At 60.9% G+C, this 22,150-nt stretch carries 19 protein-coding genes and 2 pseudogenes; 16 read left to right on the top strand and 5 right to left on the bottom strand.

Annotated features, from left to right (window positions below):
- Window positions 1-96: 96 nt before the first annotated feature.
- Both V5F23_RS24595 and V5F23_RS24600 read right to left on the bottom strand, forming a co-directional pair.
- A pseudogene (locus tag V5F23_RS24595) lies at window positions 97-222 on the bottom strand (metal ABC transporter ATP-binding protein); the annotation flags it as partial.
- Window positions 219-2,126, bottom strand: a complete 1,908-nt coding sequence (locus V5F23_RS24600) for a sigma-54-dependent Fis family transcriptional regulator (RefSeq protein WP_047736349.1) — start codon at window positions 2,124-2,126, stop codon at window positions 219-221. The gene V5F23_RS24600 and the pseudogene V5F23_RS24595, both read right to left, overlap by 4 nt.
- 484 nt (window positions 2,127-2,610) lie before the next feature.
- Here V5F23_RS24600 and V5F23_RS24605 point away from each other — a divergent pair, with 484 nt between their 5' ends.
- The 10 genes from V5F23_RS24605 to V5F23_RS24650 all read left to right on the top strand — a co-directional run bounded on the left by V5F23_RS24605 (window position 2,611) and on the right by V5F23_RS24650 (window position 13,807).
- A complete protein-coding gene (locus V5F23_RS24605) occupies window positions 2,611-4,131 on the top strand; it encodes an aldehyde dehydrogenase family protein (RefSeq protein WP_042732236.1) in 1,521 nt (506 codons plus the stop codon).
- A 260-nt stretch (window positions 4,132-4,391) separates the two neighbouring features.
- Complete coding sequence (gene eat / locus V5F23_RS24610) at window positions 4,392-5,762, top strand: ethanolamine permease (RefSeq protein ID WP_047736351.1); 1,371 nt, start codon at window positions 4,392-4,394, stop codon at window positions 5,760-5,762.
- 199 nt (window positions 5,763-5,961) lie between these two features.
- A complete protein-coding gene (locus V5F23_RS24615) occupies window positions 5,962-7,356 on the top strand; it encodes an ethanolamine ammonia-lyase subunit EutB (RefSeq protein ID WP_047736352.1) in 1,395 nt (464 codons plus the stop codon).
- Between the two features lie 11 nt (window positions 7,357-7,367).
- On the top strand, window positions 7,368-8,192 hold the full coding sequence (eutC, locus tag V5F23_RS24620; RefSeq protein ID WP_338496854.1) for an ethanolamine ammonia-lyase subunit EutC: 825 nt from the start codon (window positions 7,368-7,370) through the stop codon (window positions 8,190-8,192).
- A gap of 107 nt (window positions 8,193-8,299) precedes the next feature.
- The gene (locus tag V5F23_RS24625; RefSeq protein ID WP_042732233.1) at window positions 8,300-8,761 is read left to right on the top strand and encodes a GNAT family N-acetyltransferase; all 462 of its coding nucleotides are present in this window, start codon (window positions 8,300-8,302) and stop codon (window positions 8,759-8,761) included.
- Window positions 8,762-9,114: 353 nt separating this feature from the next.
- Window positions 9,115-9,762, top strand: coding sequence for a DedA family protein (locus V5F23_RS24630; protein WP_047736353.1), 648 nt, complete (start codon window positions 9,115-9,117; stop codon window positions 9,760-9,762).
- Between the two features lie 6 nt (window positions 9,763-9,768).
- Window positions 9,769-10,581 (top strand): M90 family metallopeptidase, encoded by an 813-nt coding sequence (locus V5F23_RS24635; protein ID WP_338496856.1) that lies wholly within the window; start codon window positions 9,769-9,771, stop codon window positions 10,579-10,581.
- 111 nt (window positions 10,582-10,692) lie between these two features.
- Window positions 10,693-11,220, top strand: a complete 528-nt coding sequence (gene ppa / locus V5F23_RS24640; protein WP_003205933.1) for an inorganic diphosphatase — start codon at window positions 10,693-10,695, stop codon at window positions 11,218-11,220.
- 196 nt (window positions 11,221-11,416) lie between these two features.
- Window positions 11,417-12,148, top strand: coding sequence for a helix-turn-helix transcriptional regulator (locus tag V5F23_RS24645; RefSeq protein ID WP_042730590.1), 732 nt, complete (start codon window positions 11,417-11,419; stop codon window positions 12,146-12,148).
- A gap of 600 nt (window positions 12,149-12,748) precedes the next feature.
- A complete protein-coding gene (locus V5F23_RS24650) occupies window positions 12,749-13,807 on the top strand; it encodes a PDDEXK nuclease domain-containing protein (RefSeq protein WP_212803063.1) in 1,059 nt (352 codons plus the stop codon).
- A gap of 92 nt (window positions 13,808-13,899) precedes the next feature.
- Here the strand turns inward: V5F23_RS24650 and V5F23_RS24655 are convergent, their stop codons facing one another.
- Window positions 13,900-14,328 (bottom strand): type I restriction-modification system subunit M N-terminal domain-containing protein, encoded by a 429-nt coding sequence (locus tag V5F23_RS24655; protein ID WP_244868243.1) that lies wholly within the window; start codon window positions 14,326-14,328, stop codon window positions 13,900-13,902.
- A 217-nt stretch (window positions 14,329-14,545) separates the two neighbouring features.
- Here V5F23_RS24655 and V5F23_RS24660 point away from each other — a divergent pair.
- Window positions 14,546-14,968, top strand: a pseudogene (locus V5F23_RS24660) (restriction endonuclease); the annotation flags it as partial.
- A 269-nt stretch (window positions 14,969-15,237) separates the two neighbouring features.
- Here the strand turns inward: V5F23_RS24660 and V5F23_RS24665 are convergent.
- Window positions 15,238-15,597, bottom strand: a complete 360-nt coding sequence (locus V5F23_RS24665) for a DUF6124 family protein (protein ID WP_212803064.1) — start codon at window positions 15,595-15,597, stop codon at window positions 15,238-15,240.
- Window positions 15,598-16,056: 459 nt separating this feature from the next.
- Entirely contained in the window at window positions 16,057-17,229 is a 1,173-nt protein-coding gene (locus V5F23_RS24670) for a hypothetical protein (protein WP_212803065.1), read from the bottom strand.
- A 119-nt stretch (window positions 17,230-17,348) separates the two neighbouring features.
- On the opposite strand from V5F23_RS24670, the gene V5F23_RS24675 reads away from it, so the two are divergent.
- Genes V5F23_RS24675 through V5F23_RS24695 form a run of 5 tightly spaced genes read left to right on the top strand, consistent with a single transcriptional unit; the run spans window position 17,349 to window position 22,150 of the window.
- On the top strand, window positions 17,349-17,972 hold the full coding sequence (locus V5F23_RS24675) for a CDP-alcohol phosphatidyltransferase family protein (protein ID WP_212803066.1): 624 nt from the start codon (window positions 17,349-17,351) through the stop codon (window positions 17,970-17,972).
- An 11-nt stretch (window positions 17,973-17,983) separates the two neighbouring features.
- A complete protein-coding gene (locus V5F23_RS24680) occupies window positions 17,984-19,741 on the top strand; it encodes a bifunctional alpha/beta hydrolase/class I SAM-dependent methyltransferase (RefSeq protein WP_212803067.1) in 1,758 nt (585 codons plus the stop codon).
- Window positions 19,741-21,075 (top strand): phosphatase PAP2/dual specificity phosphatase family protein, encoded by a 1,335-nt coding sequence (locus V5F23_RS24685; protein WP_042730586.1) that lies wholly within the window; start codon window positions 19,741-19,743, stop codon window positions 21,073-21,075. Before V5F23_RS24680 ends, V5F23_RS24685 begins: the two co-directional genes overlap by 1 nt.
- Window positions 21,068-21,520, top strand: a complete 453-nt coding sequence (locus V5F23_RS24690) for a hypothetical protein (RefSeq protein WP_047736360.1) — start codon at window positions 21,068-21,070, stop codon at window positions 21,518-21,520. The genes V5F23_RS24685 and V5F23_RS24690 overlap by 8 nt, the downstream gene beginning before the upstream one ends.
- Before the next feature lie 9 nt (window positions 21,521-21,529).
- Complete coding sequence (locus tag V5F23_RS24695) at window positions 21,530-22,150, top strand: lysophospholipid acyltransferase family protein (RefSeq protein ID WP_042730584.1); 621 nt, start codon at window positions 21,530-21,532, stop codon at window positions 22,148-22,150.

A 22,150-nucleotide genomic window follows, 5' to 3' on the forward strand; every position in this document is an offset into this window, starting at 1 on the left:
CTCGTAAAACATGGCCGCAGGTTAGCCTAGGGAGGGGGAAATCGCACCTTGTGTTTGGAATTGCCTGATGCTCAGGCCGATGAACACCACTGAACCCTGTGGGAGCGGGCTTGCTCGCGAATGCGGTGGGTCATTCAATAGATGCATCGGCTGACACGCTGCTTTCGCGAGCAAGCCCGCTCCCACAAAAGGATTTTCAGTGGCCGTGGGATCGGGGGTCAGCGGGCGATGGCGTGTTTGCGCAGCTTTCTATACAGCGTATTACGGCTGATGCCTAACTGCTCCGCCGTGTTGGTCATGTGCCAGCGCGTCTGCTCCAGCGCATTGAGCAACGCCAACCGTTCGGCATCTTCCAGCGGGTGTTCGGTGGCAGGTGCCGGTTCGACTGGCGGCCGCGCCTGACGGATCATCGCCGGCAAGTCCTCCACGCCAATCCGCCCGTCCTCGCACAGCGCGACGAGGGTGCGCAGCACGTTGCGCAACTGGCGCACATTGCCCGGCCAGTCGAACGCCAGCAGCGCCTGGCGCGCCGGCTCGTCGAGGGTGACCGTCTCGGCGCCGCGCTCTTCGGCCAGCAGAAAATCCAGCAACTGCGCTTTGTCACCGCGCTCACGCAGCGCCGGCAGGGGGATTTCCAAGCCGTTGAGCCGGTAATACAGGTCTTCGCGGAAACTGCCATCCTGCACCCGTTCGAACAACTGCCGGTGAGTGGCGCTGATGATGCGCACGTTCACCGCCTCCGGCTCACCACCGATCGGCACCACCTGCCGATCCTCCAGCACCCGCAGCAACCGGGTCTGCAAGGCCAGGGGCATGTCGCCGATCTCGTCCAGGAACAAAGTGCCGCCGTCCGCCTGTTGCAGCTTGCCGCGCATGCCTTCCTTGCGGGCGCCGGTAAAGCTGCCGCCGCGATAGCCGAACAGCTCGCTCTCGATCAGGCTTTCCGGGATGGCCGCGCAGTTGAGGGCGACGAAGTGTTTCCCGGCACGCTGGCTGGCGTGGTGCACGGCCTTGGCGAAGGCTTCCTTGCCGGACCCGGTTTCACCGTTGATCAGCAAGGGAACGTCCCGCTCGAAGACCCGCAGCGCCTTGCGAAAATGCGCCTGCAACGACGCATCCCCCAGGCAGATCCCTGGCAGGCGCGCCGGCTCGCTGGGCTTGAGCGCCGGGGCCAGCGGAACCGGCACGCTACGCGGCTGGCCTCGCAACACGGCAAACAGGTGCCGACCGTCACGGGTGCGCAACGGCCAGCTGGCACTGGCGTGGGCGCTGGCCCGTCCAAGCAACTCATCCAGCGAACAATCGAAAAAGGCTTCCACCGGCTGGCCCAGCAAGCCGCCACGAATGTGCCCGAGCAAATTCAGCGCACTCTGGTTCACGGCGCAAATCCGCCCTTCACCGTCGAAGGCCAGCAACCCTTCGCTGAACAGCCCCACGGACTCGGCCTGCAAATGAAAGCGCAGCAGCCATTGGTTGTCGAAGCAGCGCAGGAAATAGCAACTCTCGATCATCTTGGCCGAGAGGTTGACCAGCGCCATAGTGTGGAACTGGCTCTGGCGCGACACGTCCGGCCGGGCCGAGGACACGTCGAGCACAGCCAGCAGTTCGCCATGCGGGTCGAAGACCGGGCTGGCCGAGCAGGTCAGGCCGGTGTGGCGACCGCGAAAATGTTCTTCCTGGTGGATGGTCAGGGCCTGGCGCTCCACCAGGCAGGTGCCGATGCCGTTGGTGCCCTCGCAAGCCTCGCTCCAGTCGGCACCGAGCCAGAGGCCGGCCCGTTCGAAGATCTTGCGCTCGCTGGGGGCGGTGACGCAGTTGAGGATCACCCCGCGGGCGTCGGTCAGCAACACCGCATGGCCGGCGCCGGAGAGCTGCTGATGCAGGCTGGTCATTTCGTTGCCGGCGATGTGCAGCACCTGTTGCAGGCGCTCGCGGCTTTCCAGCACCCGGCCATGCTCAAGCACCGTCGGCGCAAGGTTCTGGGCCGGGTCGAGGTGATAATCCTCAAGGCAGCGCAGCCAGGAACGGGCAATCGACGGATCGCTGCCAGGCCCCTGCAAATGGGCCTTGCCCTGGGTGACCGTCAGGACCTGCTGGGCATGGCGACTCAGATGGTTGCTGTGCATCTCTTATTATTCTCCTGCTGGAGCAACTGTCGAACACCGAACCTGTGCTTAACACTTAACCTGTGGCGAGGGGATTTATCCCCGCTGGGCTGCGCAGCAGCCCTGAAACCTGGACGCACCGTGCGTCAGACTCACCGAATTGGCTGCTTTGGGGGCGCTTCGCACCCCAGCGGGGATAAATCCCCTCGCCACAATGGTGTCTAGCAGGCCAATCGAGTGAAAAAACCAGCATCCTCCAGCTGAACCGGCAATGCAATGCCGGCGCGACCGTTCAGTCATTCGCTGTCTCAGAGATGGCACAAATTGTCACCCCGCCTGTACCGCTATCGCCACACAACCCATCCGTTTATCCGAGCAACTCCTCCTAAAGTCTTGATTTCCGGGCCCTGCAAGGCAATGGCCCGCCCTTTGCTCTACGCTTGATTACCGGCGCTCAATTTTGCGCGGCCTCCCGTATAAGCACAAAAGCCAAGGAGAACTCATCATGCGTTACGCTCACCCCGGTACTGAAGGCGCTATCGTTTCGTTCAAGAGCAAATACGGTAACTACATCGGCGGCGAGTTCGTCGCGCCTGTCAAAGGTCAGTACTTCACCAATACTTCCCCGGTCAATGGCCAGCCCATTGCCGAATTCCCGCGCTCCACGGCCGAAGACATCGAAAAAGCCCTGGACGCCGCCCACGCCGCCGCGGATGCCTGGGGCGCCACCTCGGTCCAGGCCCGTTCGCTGATCCTGCTGAAAATCGCCGACCGCATCGAACAGAACCTCGAAACCCTGGCGATCACCGAATCCTGGGACAACGGCAAGGCCGTACGCGAAACCCTCAACGCCGACATCCCCCTGGCCGCCGACCACTTCCGTTACTTCGCCGGTTGCCTGCGGGCCCAGGAAGGCGCCGCCGCCGAGATCGACGGCAACACCGTGGCCTACCACATCCATGAGCCGCTGGGCGTGGTCGGGCAGATCATCCCGTGGAACTTCCCACTGCTGATGGCCGCCTGGAAACTCGCCCCGGCCCTGGCGGCCGGCAACTGCGTGGTGCTCAAGCCCGCCGAGCAGACCCCGCTGGGCATCTGCGTGCTGATGGAACTGATCGGCGACCTGCTGCCGCCGGGCGTGCTCAACGTGGTGCAAGGCTTCGGCAAGGAGGCCGGCGAGGCCCTGGCCACCAGCAAGCGCATCGCCAAGATCGCCTTCACCGGTTCCACCCCGGTGGGCTCGCACATCATGAAATGCGCCGCCGAAAACATCATCCCGTCTACCGTGGAACTGGGCGGCAAATCGCCGAATATCTTCTTCGAAGACATCATGCAGGCCGAGCCGAGCTTCATCGAAAAAGCCGCCGAAGGCCTGGTGCTGGCGTTCTTCAACCAGGGTGAAGTCTGCACCTGCCCGTCCCGCGCCCTGGTCCAGGAGTCGATCTACGACGAATTCATGCAAGTGGTGATGAAGAAGATCGAACAGATCAAGCGTGGCGACCCGCTGGACACCGACACCATGGTCGGCGCCCAGGCGTCCGAGCAGCAGTTCGACAAAATCCTCTCGTACCTGGAAATCGCCAAGGGCGAAGGCGCCCAGTTGCTGACCGGCGGCCAGGTGGAAAAACTCGAAGGCAACCTCGCCAGCGGCTACTACATCCAGCCGACCCTGCTCAAGGGCACCAACAAGATGCGCGTGTTCCAGGAAGAAATCTTCGGCCCGGTGGTAAGCATCACCACCTTCAAGGACGAAGCCGAAGCCCTGGCGATCGCCAACGACACCGAGTTCGGCCTCGGCGCCGGCCTGTGGACCCGCGACATCAACCGCGCCTACCGCATGGGCCGGGCCATCAAGGCCGGTCGCGTCTGGACCAACTGCTACCACCTGTACCCGGCGCATGCCGCGTTCGGTGGCTACAAGAAGTCGGGCGTCGGGCGTGAAACCCACAAGATGATGCTCGACCACTACCAGCAGACCAAGAACCTGCTGGTGAGCTACGACATCAATCCGCTGGGGTTCTTCTAAGCCCTTGGGGCAAGGCAGGTTCTCCTGCTTTGCCCCTTCGACAGCTATCGTGAGCAAGCTCGCTCCCACAGGGATCTGTGGATAACTCTTTTTCCAGGGTTGGCAACAGTTCCACTGTGGGAGCGAGCTTGCTCGCGATGGCGCCCTCACTGACAACATCAATTTACCGCCCCAACGCTCTGGCACGAGCCTTGCGTGCCCGCTCCACAGCAATCCCGAAAGTCCAACAGATCAAACAATAAAAAAGACAGAGAGGACTTATGACTTCTACCACCCAACTCAAACCCACACTCGGCACCCTGCATTTATGGGGCATTGCCGTCGGCCTGGTGATTTCCGGCGAGTACTTCGGCTGGAGCTATGGCTGGGGCACCGCCGGGACCCTGGGGTTCCTCGTCACCGCGCTGATGGTCGCGCTGATGTACACCTGCTTCATCTTCAGCTTCACCGAACTGACCACCGCCATCCCCCATGCGGGCGGGCCGTTCGCCTACAGCCGGCGGGCGTTTGGCGAAAAAGGCGGACTGATCGCCGGGATCGCCACGTTGATCGAATTCGTCTTTGCGCCACCGGCCATTGCCATGGCCATTGGCGCCTACCTCAATGTGCAGTTTCCGGAACTGGACCCCAAGGTCGCGGCGGTCGGCGCGTACGCGGTGTTCATGACCCTGAACATCCTCGGCGTCAGCATCGCCGCGGCGTTCGAGCTGGTGGTCACCGTGCTGGCGGTGGCCGAATTGCTGGTGTTCATGGGCGTGGTTGCGCCTGGCTTCAGCTTCAGCAATTTCGTGCTCAACGGCTGGTCCGGTGCAAATGAGTTCAGCCTTGCCTCAATACCGGGCATTTTTGCGGCGATTCCGTTCGCGATCTGGTTCTTCCTCGCCATCGAAGGCGCGGCCATGGCCGCCGAAGAAGCCAAGGACCCGAAACGCACGATTCCTCGCGCCTATGTCAGCGGCATCCTGACCCTGGTCTTCCTGGCGATCGGCGTGATGATCATGGCCGGCGGCGTGGGCGACTGGCGGCAACTGTCGAACATCAACGACCCGCTGCCCCAGGCAATGAAAGCCGTGGTCGGCAACAATTCGACCTGGATGCACATGCTGGTGTGGATCGGCCTGTTCGGCCTGGTGGCGAGTTTCCACGGGATCATCCTGGGTTACTCGCGGCAGTTCTTCGCCCTGGCCCGGGCCGGCTACCTGCCGCGGGGCCTGGCGAAACTGTCGCGCTTCCAGACCCCGCACCGGGCAATCCTGGCCGGCGGCGTGATCGGCATCGCGGCGATCTACAGCGACGGCCTGGTGAACCTGCAGGGCATGAGCCTGACGGCCGCGATGATCACCATGTCGGTGTTCGGCGCCATCGTGATGTACATCATCAGCATGCTCAGCCTGTTCCGGCTGCGTAAGGTCGAACCAGACCTGGAACGCACCTTCCGCGCACCGGGCTACCCGATCGTGCCGGGCATTGCACTGTTCCTGGCCGTGGTCTGCCTGGTGGCGATGGCCTGGTTCAACACCGTGATCGGCCTGGTGTTCCTGGCTTTCATGGTGGTCGGCTACCTGTACTTCCAACTGACCGCCAAACAACGCTCCAGCGCCCCGGCGGACGCTATGCTCACAGGTATATGAGGTTGCATCGGCGCCGGGCCGAGGGCCAGGTGCCTGCTATCTGAAAGTGGACACTGCCCCTGTGGGAGCGAGCTTGCTCGCGATAGCTGTGTATCAGTCGACAAGTATTTTGCTGACACCCTGCTATCGCGAGCAAGCTCGCTCCCACAGGGTTACGGGTTGTATTTGAGTCATTTAGAAAACCAGGAGGACACCGCCCATGGCCGGATTCGCCCATTCCGTCGGCGCCCAGACCTATCGCTTCGACAGCCTCAAGGACCTGATGGCCAAGGCCAGCCCGGCGCGTTCCGGGGATTTGCTCGCTGGCGTCGCGGCGCTCAACGATGGCGAGCGGGTGGCCGCGCAAATGGCCCTGGCTGACCTGCCCCTCAGCCATTTCCTGCAAGAAATGCTGATTCCTTACGAGAGCGACGAAGTCACCCGGCTGATCGTCGACACCCACGACAAACACGCCTTCGCCACCGTCAGCCACCTCACGGTCGGCGGTTTTCGCGACTGGCTGCTCAGCGACGCCGCCGACGAGCACAGCCTGCGCGCCTTGGCCCCCGGCCTGACGCCGGAAATGGTCGCCGCCGTGTCGAAAATCATGCGCGTGCAAGACCTGGTGCTGGTGGCGCAGAAAATCCGCGTGGTGACGAAATTCCGCGGCACCCTCGGCCTGCGCGGGCGCCTGTCCACACGCCTGCAACCCAACCACCCCACCGACGAACCGGCCGGCATCGCCGCAAGCATCCTCGACGGCCTGCTCTACGGCAACGGCGACGCCATGATCGGCATCAACCCGGCCACCGACAGCACGGCCTCGATCTGCGCCATGCTGGAAATGCTCGACGCCATCATCCAGCGCTACGACATCCCAACCCAAGGCTGTGTGCTGACCCACGTCACCACCTCCATCGAGGCGGCCAACCGGGGCGTGCCCCTGGACCTGGTGTTCCAGTCCATCGCCGGCACCGAAGCGGCCAACGCCAGTTTCGGCATCAACCTGAACGTGCTGAAAGAAGGCTACGACGCTGGCCTCAGCCTGAACCGCGGCACCCTCGGCAACAACCTGATGTATTTCGAAACCGGTCAGGGCAGCGCGCTGTCGGCCAACGCCCACCACGGCGTGGATCAACAGACCTGCGAAACCCGGGCCTACGCCGTGGCACGGCATTTCAACCCGTTCCTGGTCAACACCGTTGTAGGCTTCATCGGCCCCGAGTACCTGTACAACGGCAAGCAGATCATCCGCGCCGGCCTCGAAGACCACTTCTGCGGCAAGTTGCTGGGCGTGCCGATGGGCTGCGACATCTGCTACACCAACCACGCCGAAGCCGACCAGGATGACATGGACACCCTGCTGACCCTGCTGGGCGTGGCCGGGATCAACTTCATCATGGGCATCCCCGGCTCCGACGACATCATGCTCAACTACCAGACCACCTCGTTCCACGACGCCCTCTACGCCCGCCAGACCCTGGGCCTGAAGCCGGCGCCGGAGTTCGAGCAATGGTTGGCGAACATGGGCATCTTCACCCAGGCCGACGGCCGGGTGCGGTTTGGCGACAACCTGCCACCGGCGTTTCGTCACGCCCTGGCTCACCTGGGATGAGTGACCTGCCGATGGACAAAAAACCAGTCGATTCGCAAAACCCCTGGCTGGAACTGCGCCGCCTGACCCCGGCGCGCATCGCCCTGGGCCGCACCGGTACCAGCCTGCCGACCCAGGCACAATTGGACTTCCAGTACGCCCATGCCCAGGCACGGGACGCGGTGCACCTGGCCTTCGATCACCAGGGCCTTCGCGCACAACTGGCCGAGCGCGGCCGCGAGAGCCTGTCGCTCCACAGCGCCGCCAGCGACCGCAACAGCTACCTGCAACGGCCGGACCTGGGCCGCCGCCTGGACGAGGCCTCGGCGCAGGCACTGGACGACTACGCGGCCGCCCATCCCGGTGGCGTGGACCTGGCCATTGTCGTGGCCGACGGCCTGTCGGCGCTGGCGGTGCATCGCCATACCCTGCCCTTCCTGGCGCGGCTGGAGGAGCAGCTCGCCGACGACGGCTGGTCGGTGTCGCCGATCGTCCTGGTGGAACAGGGCCGGGTCGCAGTGGCCGATGAAGTGGCCGAACGGCTCGGCGCCAAAATGTCGGTGATTCTCATCGGCGAACGCCCCGGCCTCAGCTCGCCGGACAGCCTGGGGCTGTATTTCACCTACGCCCCCAAGGTGGGGCTGACCGACGCGTACCGCAACTGCATCTCCAACGTCAGGCTCGAAGGCCTGAGCTACGGCATGGCGGCCCATCGTTTGATCTACCTGATGCGCGAGGCCTGTCGCAGACAGCTTTCGGGGGTCAATCTGAAGGACGAAGCCCAGCTCCAAACGCTTGAATCGGAAAATGGTGCCGATATGAAAGGTAATTTCCTACTGATGCCGCCCCGAAGCTGATCCGTACTGCCAATTGCGTTTTTGATCCAATTTCAGGCAGCATCAAAAGCACGGCAGAACGCCGTTGTTGTCAGACTCCATGTCGACCTTTGTAAACGAGACCTGCCATGCGGATTATTCAAGCGACCCTGGAACACCTGGACCTGCTGACCCCATTGTTCGTCAAATACCGGGAATTCTATGGCTCGCTGCCATACCCGGACTCGTCCCGGGCCTTTCTCGAAAAGCGCCTGCGTCGCAAGGAGTCGGTGATCTACCTGGCCCTGCCCGATGACGACGACAGCAAGCTGCTGGGCTTCTGCCAGCTCTACCCGAGCTACTCGTCGCTGTCCCTCAAGCGCGTGTGGATCCTCAACGACATCTACGTCGCCGAAGATGCCCGCCGCCAACTGGTGGCCGACCACCTGATCCGCACGGCGAAAAAAATGGCCAAGGAAACCCATGCCGTGCGCATGCGCGTCTCCACCAGCAGCAACAACGAAGTGGCGCAGAAGACCTACGAATCCATCGGTTTCAAGGAAGACACCGAGTTCAAGAACTACGTGTTGCCGATCAGCGACGACATCTGACCCCTGTAGCTGAGTCCCCCTGCCACAACACCAAACCTTCTGTGGCGAGGGGATTTATCCCCGCTGGACTGCGAAGCAGTCCCAAAACCTGTGCATGCTGTGTATCAGACTGACCGAGTCGCCTGCTTCAGGGCCGCTCCGCGCCCCAGCGGGAGCAAGCTCCCTCGCCACAAGAGCCTTCACTCAATTGCACACCACCGAAATCCCTAGCTACAAACTCACCACGCTCCCCGCCCTCCAGCCCGTATAATCCCGGTCTTCCCGGCTTGTAAGCAAAAGCTACATACTCTGTAGCCATACTCAAAGCCAGACCCAAACGCCTGCCCCTCAGGCCGTCACCACAGGTGTATTGCATGGATTTCAATCCCCTCGACCTCATTCTGCATCTCGACGTGTACCTCGACATGCTGGTGACCAACTACGGCACTTGGGTCTACGCCATCCTGTTCCTGGTGATCTTCTGTGAAACCGGCCTGGTGGTGATGCCCTTCCTGCCGGGGGATTCGCTGCTGTTCATCGCCGGCGCGGTGGCCGCCGGGGGGGCCATGGACCCGCTCCTGCTGGGTGGCCTGCTGATGCTGGCGGCGATCCTCGGCGACAGCACCAACTACCTCATCGGACGCACCGCGGGCGAAAAACTGTTCAGCAACCCGAACTCGAAAATCTTCCGCCGCGACTACCTTCAGCAAACCCATGACTTCTACGACAAGCACGGCGGCAAAACCGTGACCCTGGCGCGCTTCCTGCCGATCATCCGCACCTTCGCCCCCTTCGTCGCCGGCGTGGGGAAAATGCCGTATGCACGTTTCTTCGGCTTCAGCGTCCTGGGCACCGTCCTGTGGGTCGGCGGCCTGGTCACCCTCGGTTTCTTCTTCGGCAACGTGCCCTTCATCAAGCAGAACCTGTCGTTGCTGGTGGTGGGCATCATCCTGGTGTCGCTGTTGCCGATGGTCATCAGCCTGGTCCGCAGCAAAATGGGCCAGCGCGCTTCGAAAGCCTGATCGCCCATGTGGTCCCTCAGCAACTGGCGCCGCCAACGCACCCTGGCCAAGCATCCCGTGGCCGAAGACACCTGGCAACGCGTGCGCCATCAGTTGAGTTTCCTCGACGGTATCAGCGCCGCCGAGGACCAGTGGCTGCGTGAAGCCTGCGTGTTGTTCCTGCATGACAAACACCTGACCGCCCTGCCCGGCGTCGAACTGCACCAGGAACAGCGCCTGCTGCTCGCCGCCCAGGCCCAGTTGCCGTTGATGCACCTGGGCGAGCTGAACTGGTACCAGGGTTTCCACGAAATCGTGCTCTACCCCGACGATTTCCTCAGCCCCCAGCGCTACCGCGACGCCAGCGGCATCGAACATGAATGGGACGGCGAACACAGCGGCGAAGCCTGGCCACAAGGGCCGATCATCCTCGCATGGGACGGCGTGCTCGCCAGCGGCGGCTGGGAGGGCTACAACCTGGTGATCCACGAGCTGGCGCACAAACTCGACATGCTCAACGGCGACGCCAACGGCCTGCCGCCCCTGCACGCCGACATGCGGGTCAGCGACTGGGCCGAGGCCATGCAACAGGCCTACGATGACCTCAATCGCCAGCTGGACCAGGACCCGGACGTCGAAACCGCCATTGACCCGTACGCGGCGGAAAACCCCGCGGAGTTCTTCGCCGTCACCAGCGAATACTTCTTCAGCGCCCCAGACCTGCTGCACCAGGCCTATCCACGTGTCTACGAACAGCTCAAGGCGTTCTACCGCCAGGACCCGTTGGCCCGGTTGCGGCAACTTCAGGCCGAAGATCCGGTCTATCAGGCGTCATACTAAGGTCTCTACGACCCTGGTAACGTGGCAACAGCGGCTGAATATGCCTATAATCGCCGCCACTTTTTGGTCAATCCGACCAGTCATTTGGTCAACTAACGGGGGCACCGCCCAATGAGCTACAGCAAGATTCCGGCTGGCAAAGACCTGCCGAACGACATCTACGTCGCGATCGAAATCCCGGCCAACCATGCCCCGATCAAATACGAAATCGACAAAGACAGCGATTGCCTGTTCGTTGACCGTTTCATGGCCACCCCGATGTTCTACCCGGCCAACTACGGTTACATCCCCAACACCCTGGCCGACGACGGCGACCCCCTCGACGTGCTGGTCGTGACCCCCTACCCGGTTGCTCCAGGCTCGGTCATCCGCGCCCGTCCAGTCGGCATCCTGAACATGACCGACGACGGCGGCGGCGATGCCAAAGTCATCGCAGTGCCACACGACAAACTGTCGCAACTGTATGTCGACGTGAAGGAATACACCGACCTGCCACCGCTGCTGATCCAGCAGATCGAACACTTCTTCGCGAACTACAAAGACCTCGAAAAAGGCAAGTGGGTCAAGATCGAAGGCTGGGCCGGCGCAGACGCCGCCCGCGAAGCCATCACCAAGTCGGTTGCCGCCTACAAGGGCTGATACTGAATGTGTGGAAGAACCCCGGTTTGCACCGGGGTTTTTTTATGATTGAATTTAAATAAATACAACTATGTATTAACAACGTTTAACTGCGTTTAGCCCATCTATTTCAAATCCTGCAAACGGAAAGATTGTCTTATAAATCTGCACGACATGTTTATTGCTCAAAACACGGTCGCCTCTAAACTTTCCGTTTATGAAAATTATCTCCAGTGGCGACCGCTTCAGAGCCCTTCTCAAAGAAGCCAACATCCGTTCCGCCGACTTCGCGAAGTTGTACGGTGTGAAATCCCAGCACGTGAACAACTGGTTCAATCGTGGCATTCCGCCCGGTCGCATCCACGCCATCGCGGGCCTGCTGACCGTCAGCCCGCAATGGCTCGCCACCGGAGAAGGCCCGCAAACCCCGCTGGGCCTCGGCCCCGGCACCACCTATGAAGCCGCTGAAGTCCAAGGCGTCTACAGCGTGCTGGAAACCCAGGACATCGACCTGCCCTTCTACACCGAAGCCCCGGTCAGCCCGGGCAGCAGCAAGACCCACATCATCGAAGTCCCCGACCAAACCATCCGCCTGCCCCGCAGCCACCTCGAATCCCTGGAAATAAATCCCGGCGACGCCATCTGCACGACCATGGTCGGCGACAGCATGGCCGAACGCATCGAAGACGGCTCCACCCTCGCCATCGACCGCGGCCTCACCCAGGTCGTCGACGGCCAGATCTACGCCCTCGAGCACGACGGCATGCTGCGTATCAAATACCTGCACCGAGTCCCCGGCAACCGCCTGCGCCTACGCAGCCACAACAGCGCTGCCTACCCCGACGAAGTCTTCAGCGCCGAACAGATCGAAGCGCAAAACATCAGGGTATTGGGCTGGGTATTCTGGTGGTCGACCCTCAATAAGCAGCGACCGCAGGTGTACGAATGAGCCCGTGGACATAAGGCTGTGACAGGCGCTTTTGTGGCGAGGGAGCTTGCTCCCGCTGGGCTGCAAAGCAGCCTCTGCTTTCCTCTGAATCACCCTAACCCAATGATTCCACACCACTTACCCCTAGGCTTCCAACCAAAACCCGCGTATCCTCCGCCCCACCTTTGCGAGCCCACGCCTCGCACCGACAAGGCAGATCACTTTCTGACCAAGTCCCACAGCCGGCCGCAAGAGCCGGATGTACGTTTTGAAGGCTGGTAAGGTTTGTCAAAAACGAATTGAATCAGTCAACGAGAAGCCGGCCATAAGCCGGCTTTTTAATGTCTGGTGGAAAGTTATACATTCGCGTCAGCGGCGCAGACACTTTCCCCTAGCAGCGAGCAACAAAGCCCCTAAAGTAAGCAGTTTCATTTTTTATTGAGGGAAATCTCCGAGAGGATCCAACCCGCTTGCGCCTGACAAACGCGCAGCTTAGTCTTCGATCGTCGCTGCCAAGTCAATGACCAGACCTAACAGCCCGCCACTGATTAGACGCCAAGCGTCCTCATTCGCATGACGCTTATGATCCCTGTCTGTTGCCCTAAACCATGAGGGAAAAGCATGAGCGAACCCCCTGCTAGCCTAAGCATGCCTCCAGAGGGTTATGGTGACTGGCTGACTGACCTCAAGAGCCGTATTCATCATGCGCAACAGCGCGCCTCATTGGCAGTGAATCGCGAACTGGTCTTGCTCTATTGGCAGATCGGTCACGATATTTTGATCCGGCAAACACAGCAGGGCTGGGGAGCCAAGGTGATCGACCGCTTGTCTCAAGACTTGCATGCGGCCTTTCCCGATATGAAAGGCTTTTCCCCACGTAACCTCAAATACATGCGCGCCTTTGCCGAGGCCTGGCCGGACGCAGAATTTGTGCAAGGGGTGCTTGCACAATTGCCTTGGTACCACCAGTTGGCGCTGCTGGACAAACTGCCAAACCCTGAAACCCGCTGCTGGTATGCCGCCAAAGCAATCGAGCACAACTGGTCACGTAACATTTTAGTGATGCAGATCGAGACCCGCCTGCTAGAGCGCAGCGGCAAGGCAGTCAGCAACTTCGAGAGCCATCTGCCCAAACCACAGTCCGACCTGGCTCGCGAATCACTGAAAGATCCTTACCGCTTCGACTTCCTCGGCCTGACCTATGAAGCACAGGAGCGTGAGATCGAAAACGCCCTGATCAAACATGTCACCGATTTCCTGCTGGAACTAGGCGCAGGCTTTGCCTTCGTCGGTCAACAGGTGTTGCTGGATGTAGGCGGCGACGAGTTTTTCATCGACCTGCTGTTCTATCACCTCAAGCTACGCTGCTATGTCGTGATCGAACTCAAGGCAGGCAAGTTCAAACCCGAACATCTGGGCCAGCTAAGCTTTTACCTCACCGCAGTAGATGCCCAGCTCAAACACCCTCAGGACGGCCCGACCATTGGCCTTCTGCTGTGCAAAAGCAAGAATAAGGTAGTGGCTGAATACGCTCTGCGTGATAACGCCCGCCCCATCGGGGTGGCTGAATACCAATTAGTGGAGTCCCTGCCCGCGGAACTGCAAACCAGCCTACCGAGCATTGAACAGATCGAGCGGGAGCTGGCAAGTGATGACAAGTCCATGGAGGACGATTCGTAATGAAATTGCTACCTCACTCCCTCCAGGCCTCAGCCGTCAACGGCAGATCATTCAGCTCAGCGCGGGCTTCACGCCAGGTCGGGTAGTGTTCCTCAATCATTCCCCTCGCCGAGTTTGCTCGGGTCGTTGAAATCAGAGAAATCACTGCGGGCAAGCCGGGCGTTGGCGTCGATCAGCGGCTGGATGATCTGCGTATTGATTTTGTCGCCGATATCAGGCTTGCCCTTCAGGGCGACCATGTCCGTGAAGCTGGCACCAAATGGAATGGTCACCGGCGGAGCGAAGTCATCCGAGTTACCGTATTTATCTGAAATGTATTTGATGAACAGCATGAACAGGACGTAGTCCTTGTACTGGCTGGCATCCATCCCGCCGCGCAACTCGTCACATGCGGCCCAGAGAGATGAGTAAAGGTCAGATTTTTTGATAGCCATTGGCAATCCTAGCTGGGAGGAAAAAAGCGCATAGCCGTCGCCTCGCCTGTTGCTGCGCTTGGGAAATGCCCATTGCGCCGGCGCCATACGAAAACTCAGAATTGTTTTTTGCGAGGCGGACGTTTTACCTTGGGTTAACTAGCGAACCTCATCCATTTCAGTCCCGCCGGGCCAGTAGATTGTCCATAGTTTTGAAGCATTCCGTCTTAAGGGCAGCTCTGACGCACCGGAAACGGCAAGCAGCAGATCATGGAAGTCTCACCCGAAGCCGCATGACATTCAGTGAAGTGGATTCTGGCTGCCTCCCTCTAACCGTTTTGAAGTGATCGTGCTGGATGTGCTGCACCGTCTGGGCTATGGCGCGAGCCGCAATGATCTTCAACGAGTGGGTGGCTCCGGCGATGCGGGGATCGACGGAATCATTTCGCTCGACAAGCTAGGGCTTGAGAAAGTTTACGTTCAGGCGAAACGCTGGCAGAACACCGTTGGCCGTCCTGAGCTACAGGCCTTCTATGGAGCGCTCGCAGGACAGAAAGCAAAGCGAGGCGTGTTTATTACTACTTCAGGGTTTACCGCTCATGCGATCGATTTCGCCAAGTCGGTAGAAGGCATTGTGTTAGTAGATGGAAATCGTCTGGTGAACCTGATGATGGATCATGAAGTGGGTGTTACTTCACGCTTGCTGAAGCTTCCAGCATTGGATCGTGATTATTTTGATGATGAGTGATGAAGGCTGTTCCAAGTCCTCGGCCATAAAAGGTAGAAAATTCGGAAATACCGATTTCTCATCACCGCCTCCGGCACCAGCACGCCTTGCTCGAAAACGTTCTTGATGTGCTCTTTGATAGTCGACTTGGCCTTTCCTGGAGTAACGCTGCGGATTTGTGCAAGGGGTACTTGCATAATTACCCTGTTAGCGTTTGACAACCCTTCGCCTACAAAAAAGGTCTTGCCGAGCAAGACCTTTTTTCATACCTGGGGTGAGCGCGGCCCTTGTTACCTCACCTCAACAATATCCAAAGCCCGATTCGCCAGCAGCTCACTCACCTCAATCACCTGCAAAATCCCCAACGCAAAATGCCGTCGTGATCCCTCAAGACCAAACGCCAAATCACTGATCATGGCATTGGCCGAAGCCAGGTTTTCACTGAGATTAGCCAGCAGACATTCCGAATCAACATCCGGTGCGATACAGAAGATGGTGCCGGGCTTGTCAGGCGTTTCGTCCTTCGGCGTAGGCTTCAGGTGGTAATCCAATGCCCGGTTGGCAGCGTCATCAAGCTTATTGTTACGAGCAGACTGAGCGCGAGATACATGCTCATCTGCGGTCGGAGGGTTGGGTGTAATTTTTGCCATCGACTTAGGTTCCTATAAGTGATGCTGCTACCACCTCGCGACTAAACGAGAGGGCGGCAGCTGTGCGCAGGTTAGTCGACCGGTGAACCTAAGAATCCCGGCGCGCCCGGGGGCGCCCTACGCACAGCCACCATCAATACAGGAACAGCACAGCCTGTCCGACGGGACTTGGTACGCCTTAGGTTGAAACGGGCGACTAAACCCGATCACTGATGCTCAGTGATAGGACTCAAACTACCGACGCCCTCCAAGGTGCACAAGCCGGCGGATTCTGGCGTAGTTGTAGGCAATAGCGCAAGGCGATGTCGGTCGGGGCTAGCCTCGTGGAATCACGATAAACAGCTGGTCAGGATGTGGCTGATGAGCCGTTATCGCGAGCTGGCTCACTCCCACAGTGGGGGCGCGGATGCCTGCTATGGCGGTGAATCTGTTGGTTTGATGTGCCTGATCCGGCTCGGTCTACGCAATAGGGCAAACAAAACTCCTGGCACCCCCGGCTGCAACGCCCATCAAGTTTACGGGTCGTTGATCGATGGCTTGGAGTCGAACCAACTCCATGCCTTCACGTCGGTACACTGAGCTGCCATTTGAATCAGCGTGAACGACATACCCTCCGTGTTTTACACCCACGCGTTTTTTTTCGAGCTCGATGCTGGCCGAGACCAGGACATGAAAATCCAGTACGTTGTTCTTATGCAGGATCGTTGCGCCCACAAAGTGTTCTGCACATATTTCCAAAGCGATTTGCAGCCCATGAACAGCAGGGGTTTCTCGATAACCGCCTGGCATGAATATCTTGTCGAACCATAACTCCGCCCCATACAACTCTTCCAGTCCTTCATTTCCTATGTTGGGGTAGCGTTTATGCTGATAAAAAACGTTTCCTTGCCAGATGATGAAACCGGTATTCCTGACGATTCCATGTGCGGTTCTCGCGCCTTTTGATCCCATATCGGTGATGACCGCTTTCGTAGACCTTGCGTAATCGCCATAAACCCCCTTGTTCAGGCGATCCCTCTGCGGTATTTCGTCCACCACCGCGTCCATTTCCGCACCATATTTAACCTTGTTGATATCCCTGGCTTGCCCCAAGGATTTCAACTCCCCCGTCTCCCTTTTCAACATCCTGGAATCGGGTCGTACCATTGATTTGGACCACAGTGTCGTACCCGGGACCAGTATCAGCGTCGGGTTTCTATTTGAGACATCAACCCATGCAGCCCGGATGATTTCCTTTTCTTCTTCCGAAAGAAACGAAACAGGTTTTTCCTTGGAAAAGAAGTATTCGGGGGCGACAGCCAGACAGTAATCCAATTGATGCTGAACGACATTAGCGGCGAATATTGTTGTCGCCATGTGCTCCAGGGCTCCAATCCTGTTGTGTATGTGGACAAGGCTATCCCTGACCGGGATTCGTAATCTGCGCGTATCGAAGTCCCAGATCACCACTAGCACGTTTGGCATCCTTTCCTCCCCCTGGCTGCTGAGCGGTGCCGCAAGCCGGATGGCCGCATGGTGCGTTAAGGCACTTGGCGCATGTCCAGGAAAATTCAGCTTAGGTGAGCCAACGCATTCAAACAAACCACCTCGACTGGATGACTTCTCATGCACCACTAAAATCTGGCGACTCATTGCGTCCTAGATGCCTACCCGCACGCATTCCCAACAAATACCCACCAGCAACCCCTCAACCTATCGTAATCTCGCACCTGAATCCTTCACGCCCGCCACCGGCCCGAGATCCCGCCCCGATGCCTTCCATTTACCAGCTCAAGCCCGCCTTCCAGAACCTGCTGCGCCCTACCGTCCAACGGCTCTACGACAAGGGCGTCACGGCGAACCAGGTCACGCTGCTGGCCGGTGTGGTTTCCGTGCTGGTGGGGGTGGTGGTCGCCTGGTTTGCCAGCCATCCGTGGGTGTTTGCGCTGGTCCCCGCGTGGATGTTCCTGCGCATGGCCCTGAACGCCGTGGACGGCATGCTGGCGCGGGAGTTTGGCCAGCAATCGCATCTGGGCGCCTACCTCAATGAGCTATGCGATATCATCGCCGACGCTGCCCTGATCCTGCCTTTCGCCCTGCTTCCCGATGCCAGCCTGCTGTTGGTGTTGGGGGTCACGCTGCTGGCGTTGTTCAGTGAATACGCCGGTGTGCTGGGGGCGATGGTCGGGGCTTCGCGGCGCTATGACGGGCCCATGGGCAAAAGTGACCGGGCCTTTGCGCTTGGCGTGCTGGCGACCGGCATAGCGTTAGGCTGGCTCGGCGCCGCGTGGGTCAACGGTGTGATGGCGGTGGTTGCCGCCCTGCTGGTTTATACCTTGGTCAACCGGGTCCGTCGTGGCCTGGGCCAAGTGAAGGAAAACGCTCCCTCAGCATAAAGGAACTTGCAATGCGCGAAGCTCAAGACCGGACATTCACCACCCATGACGGCGTGGAGTTGTTCTACCGGCACTGGCCGGCCGTGGCCGCGGACCCGGGTGAACCCCGCAAGGCCGTGCTGTTGTTTCACCGGGGTCATGAGCACTCCGGGCGCATCGCGCACCTGGTGGATGAACTGGATCTGCCCGGCTTCGAGTTTTTCGCCTGGGACGCACGGGGCCACGGCCAGTCGCCCGGCGCACGGGGCGACAGCCCGAGTTTCGCCACCAGCGCGCGGGATGTGCAGACCTTCTGCGACCACATCGGCGCAACGCACCAGATCGACGAACAGAACATCGCCGTGGTGGCGCAAAGCGTCGGCGCGGTGATCGCCTCCACCTGGGTCCACGACTACGCGCCGCGCATTCGCTCGCTGGTGCTGGCCTCGCCGGCATTCAAAGTGAAGCTCTACGTGCCGTTCGCCCGTCCGGGGCTGGCGCTGATGCGCAAGTTTCGCGGCAATTTCTTCGTCAACAGTTACGTCAAGGCCAAGTTCCTCAGCCATGATCCAGAGCGGGTGGCGTCCTACGACAACGACCCACTGATCACCAAGGCGATTTCGGTGAACGTGCTGCTGGGCCTGTACGAAGCCGCCGATCGCGTGGTGGCCGACGCCCAGGCGATCCAGGTGCCGACGCAGTTGCTGATCTCCGGCTCCGACTTCGTCGTGCATCGCAAACCCCAGGAGCAGTTCTTCGAACGGCTGGGCAGCGTGCACAAGGAAAAACACATCCTGCCGGGGTTCTTCCACGACACCCTGGGCGAGAAGCACCGCGCGCCGGCCGTCGCCAGCGCCCGCCGCTTCATCCTGCAGAATTTTGCCCGCCCGCTGGACCGCCCCTCCTTGCTGGATGCGGACCGCATCGGCGCGACCTGCGCCGAGTCCGAAGCCCTGGCAACCCCCCTGCCCCACAATTCGCCGCGCGACCTGTACTGGCGCATGACCCGCGCCAGCATGCGCTTTGGCAGCAAACTGTCGGCCGGGGTGAAGCTGGGGTTCGACACCGGGTTCGATTCCGGCAGCACGCTGGACTACGTATACCGCAACCGCCCCACCGGCACCTCGCCGATCGGCAGGATGATCGACCAGAACTACCTGAACTCCATCGGCTGGCGCGGCATTCGCCAGCGCAAGCTGAACGTCGAGGAGTTGCTGCGCCTGGCGATGGGCAAGTTGCGCGATGAGAATCGCGAGGTACGCATCGTCGACATCGCGGCCGGTCATGGCCGCTACATTCTCGAGGCACTGCAAGGCGTCAGCCCGCTGCCGGAGTCGATCCTGCTGCGTGACTACAGCGACATCAACGTGCGCGACGGCAGCGCGCTGATCGTCGAAAAAGGCCTGGGCGAGATCGCGCGCTTCGTCAAGGGCGATGCCTTCGACCGCCAGGACCTCGCGGCCCTGGACCCCAAGCCGACCCTCGCAGTGGTGTCCGGCCTGTACGAGTTGTTTGCCGACAACCAGATGGTCGGCGGTTCTCTCGCCGGCCTGGCCGAAGCCGTGGAGCCCGGTGGTTTCCTGGTCTACACCGGCCAGCCGTGGCACCCGCAACTGGAGCTGATCGCCCGCGCCCTCACCAGCCACCGCGCTGGCCAGGCCTGGGTGATGCGTCGACGCAGCCAGGCCGAGATGGACCAACTGGTGGAAGCGGCGGGTTTCCGCAAGATCACCCTGCGGGTCGATGAGTGGGGCATCTTCAGCGTTTCGCTGGCGCAGCGCGTGCAGTGATGAGCGCTGTCATCGCCCCGCCTCGCGAGCCCGGCCTGCTGAAACCGGCGGTGTGCTGGCTACTGCTGCTCGCCCCGCTGTTCTTCAGCACCTACGGCTTCGCCACCTGGGTCACCTCCCAGCGTGACGACGTCGGCAGCCTGGTGTTCGGCTGGGAAAGCCACATGCCATTTTGGGCCTGGACCATCGTGCCTTACTGGTCGATCGACCTGCTTTACGGCCTGTCGCTGTTGCTGCCCACCAGCCGCGCGGAACTCAAGCGCCACGCGTTGCGCCTGCTCACGGCGCAGGCAATCGCCGTCAGTTGCTTCCTGATCTGGCCGTTGCGCTTCACCTTCCCTCGGCCGGAAATGGACGGCGTATTCGGCTGGCTGTTCGACGTGCTGGCCGGCTTCGACAAGCCGTTCAACCAGGCGCCGTCGCTGCACATTGCCTTGCTGGTGATTCTCTGGGTCTGCTACCAGCGGCACTTGCAGGGTGCCTGGCGCTGGCTGATGCACGGCTGGTTCGCGCTGATCGGGGTGTCGGTGCTGACCACTTACCAGCATCACTTCGTCGATGTGCCGACGGGCGCGCTGGCCGGTTGGCTGTGTGTCTGGCTGTGGCCACTGGACCGGCCGAGCCCGCTGCAAAGCGCTCGCCTGACCACCGACCGCAGCCGCTTGCAACTGGCCTTGCGTTACGGCGTGGGCGCGGCGGCGTTGTGCGTCCCGGCGTTCGCCTGGGGCGGCGCGTGGCTGTGGTTGATCTGGCCGGCGGTGGCGGTGCTGCTGGTGGCGCTGAATTATCTGTTGTTGGGCGCCGATGGTTTTCAGAAGCGCGCCGATGGCCGGTTGAGCCCGGCGGTGCGCTGGTTGCTGGCGCCCTACCTGGCGGCGGCCTGGGTCAATTCCCGTTGGTGGACACGCCAGCATCCGCAACCGGACCACGTGACCGATAACGTCTGGCTGGGGCGCGTCCCGACGCCACTGGAACTGCAGGACAGCGCGTTTGCCGGGGTGCTCGATCTCAGCGCCGAATTGTCCATGGACAGCCACGCCATCGCCTATCGCTCGCTGCCGGTGCTCGACCTCACGGCGCCCACCACCGAACAATGCCTGGGAGCCGCGCAGGCCATCGACAGCCTGCGTCAACACGGGCCGGTGCTGGTCTGCTGCGCCTTGGGCTATTCGCGCAGCGCCACGGCCGTGATCGCCTGGTTGCTGCACAGCGGCCGGGCGGCGAACGTGGACGCCGCGATCGTGCAGATCCAGCGCGTTCGCCCACGCATCGTCCTGCATCGGGCTCATCGCCAGGCACTGGAACCGCTACGCCAAGGCGCGCCCCATGAGTGACCTGCAGCTGCACACCGTGGCGAGCCTGCTGCGCCGGGGCCATTGCCTGGATCAGTTCTCCACCGGCCTGACCCTGTTGGCCGCGCTGCTGGGGCTGGGGCAATGGCTGCTGGGCAACGTCAATCCGTGGCTGCTGCTGTTCAGCGGCGTGCTGTTCAGCCTCGGCGTGCTGCAAAAATACTGGGCGCTGCGGGTGGCGTTCGATGCCGATCTGTTCCAGCGCATGGCCGACGATCAGCAACCGTTGGCCGAACGCACCCAGGCGCTGGACCAGGCCCTCAATACGCTCGGCCTGCAACCGGCCGAACGCGCCGGCCGCCCCTGGACCGAACGCAGCCTCGGCGCTCTGCGGCTGCTGCGCAGGCAGTCGCTGCTGCTGGCGGCACAAGTTGTCTGGACGCTGGGCTTCATCCTGGCCAGCCCTTGGTTAGCTTTTTCAGGATAAGGAATCCTCATGTTCGAACCCGTGGTTGCCAATCTCATCACCTCCGCCGCCCGCATGGTCACCGGCGCCCGCAGCCTGTGGCTCGGCAGTTCGCCGCGACCGGTACAGCGGATCTACTTCGCCAACCACAGCAGCCACGGCGACTTCGTGCTGCTCTGGGCCTCGCTGCCGCCGGCGCTGCGCAAGCTGACCCGGCCCGTGGCGGGCTCCGACTACTGGCAGAAGAGCCCCTTGCGTCGCTACATCATCAACCGGGTGTTCAACGGTGTGCTGGTGGACCGCGAACGCAAGGACCCTTCCTACAACCCCTTGCAACCGATGCTCGAAGCCTTGGAAAACGGCGACTCGCTGATCATCTTCCCCGAGGGCACGCGCAACCCGGAAGAAGGCTTGCTGCCCTTCAAGAGCGGGATCTACCACCTGATGAAAAGCCACCCCGAGGTCGAGGTGATCCCGGTGTGGATCGCCAACCTCAACCGCGTCATGCCCAAGGGCCGAATGCTGCCGCTGCCGCTGTTGTGCACCACCAGTTTCGGTGCGCCACTGAGCATCGAAGAGGGTGAAAGCAAAGAGCAATTTCTTGAACGCAGCCGTGCCGCCCTGCTGGCACTGGCCCCGGAGCACGTCTGA

The sequence above is a fragment of the Pseudomonas sp. WP18 genome, assembly GCF_036689585.1.
Classification (GTDB): Bacteria; Pseudomonadota; Gammaproteobacteria; order Pseudomonadales; family Pseudomonadaceae; genus Aquipseudomonas; species Aquipseudomonas chlororaphis_E.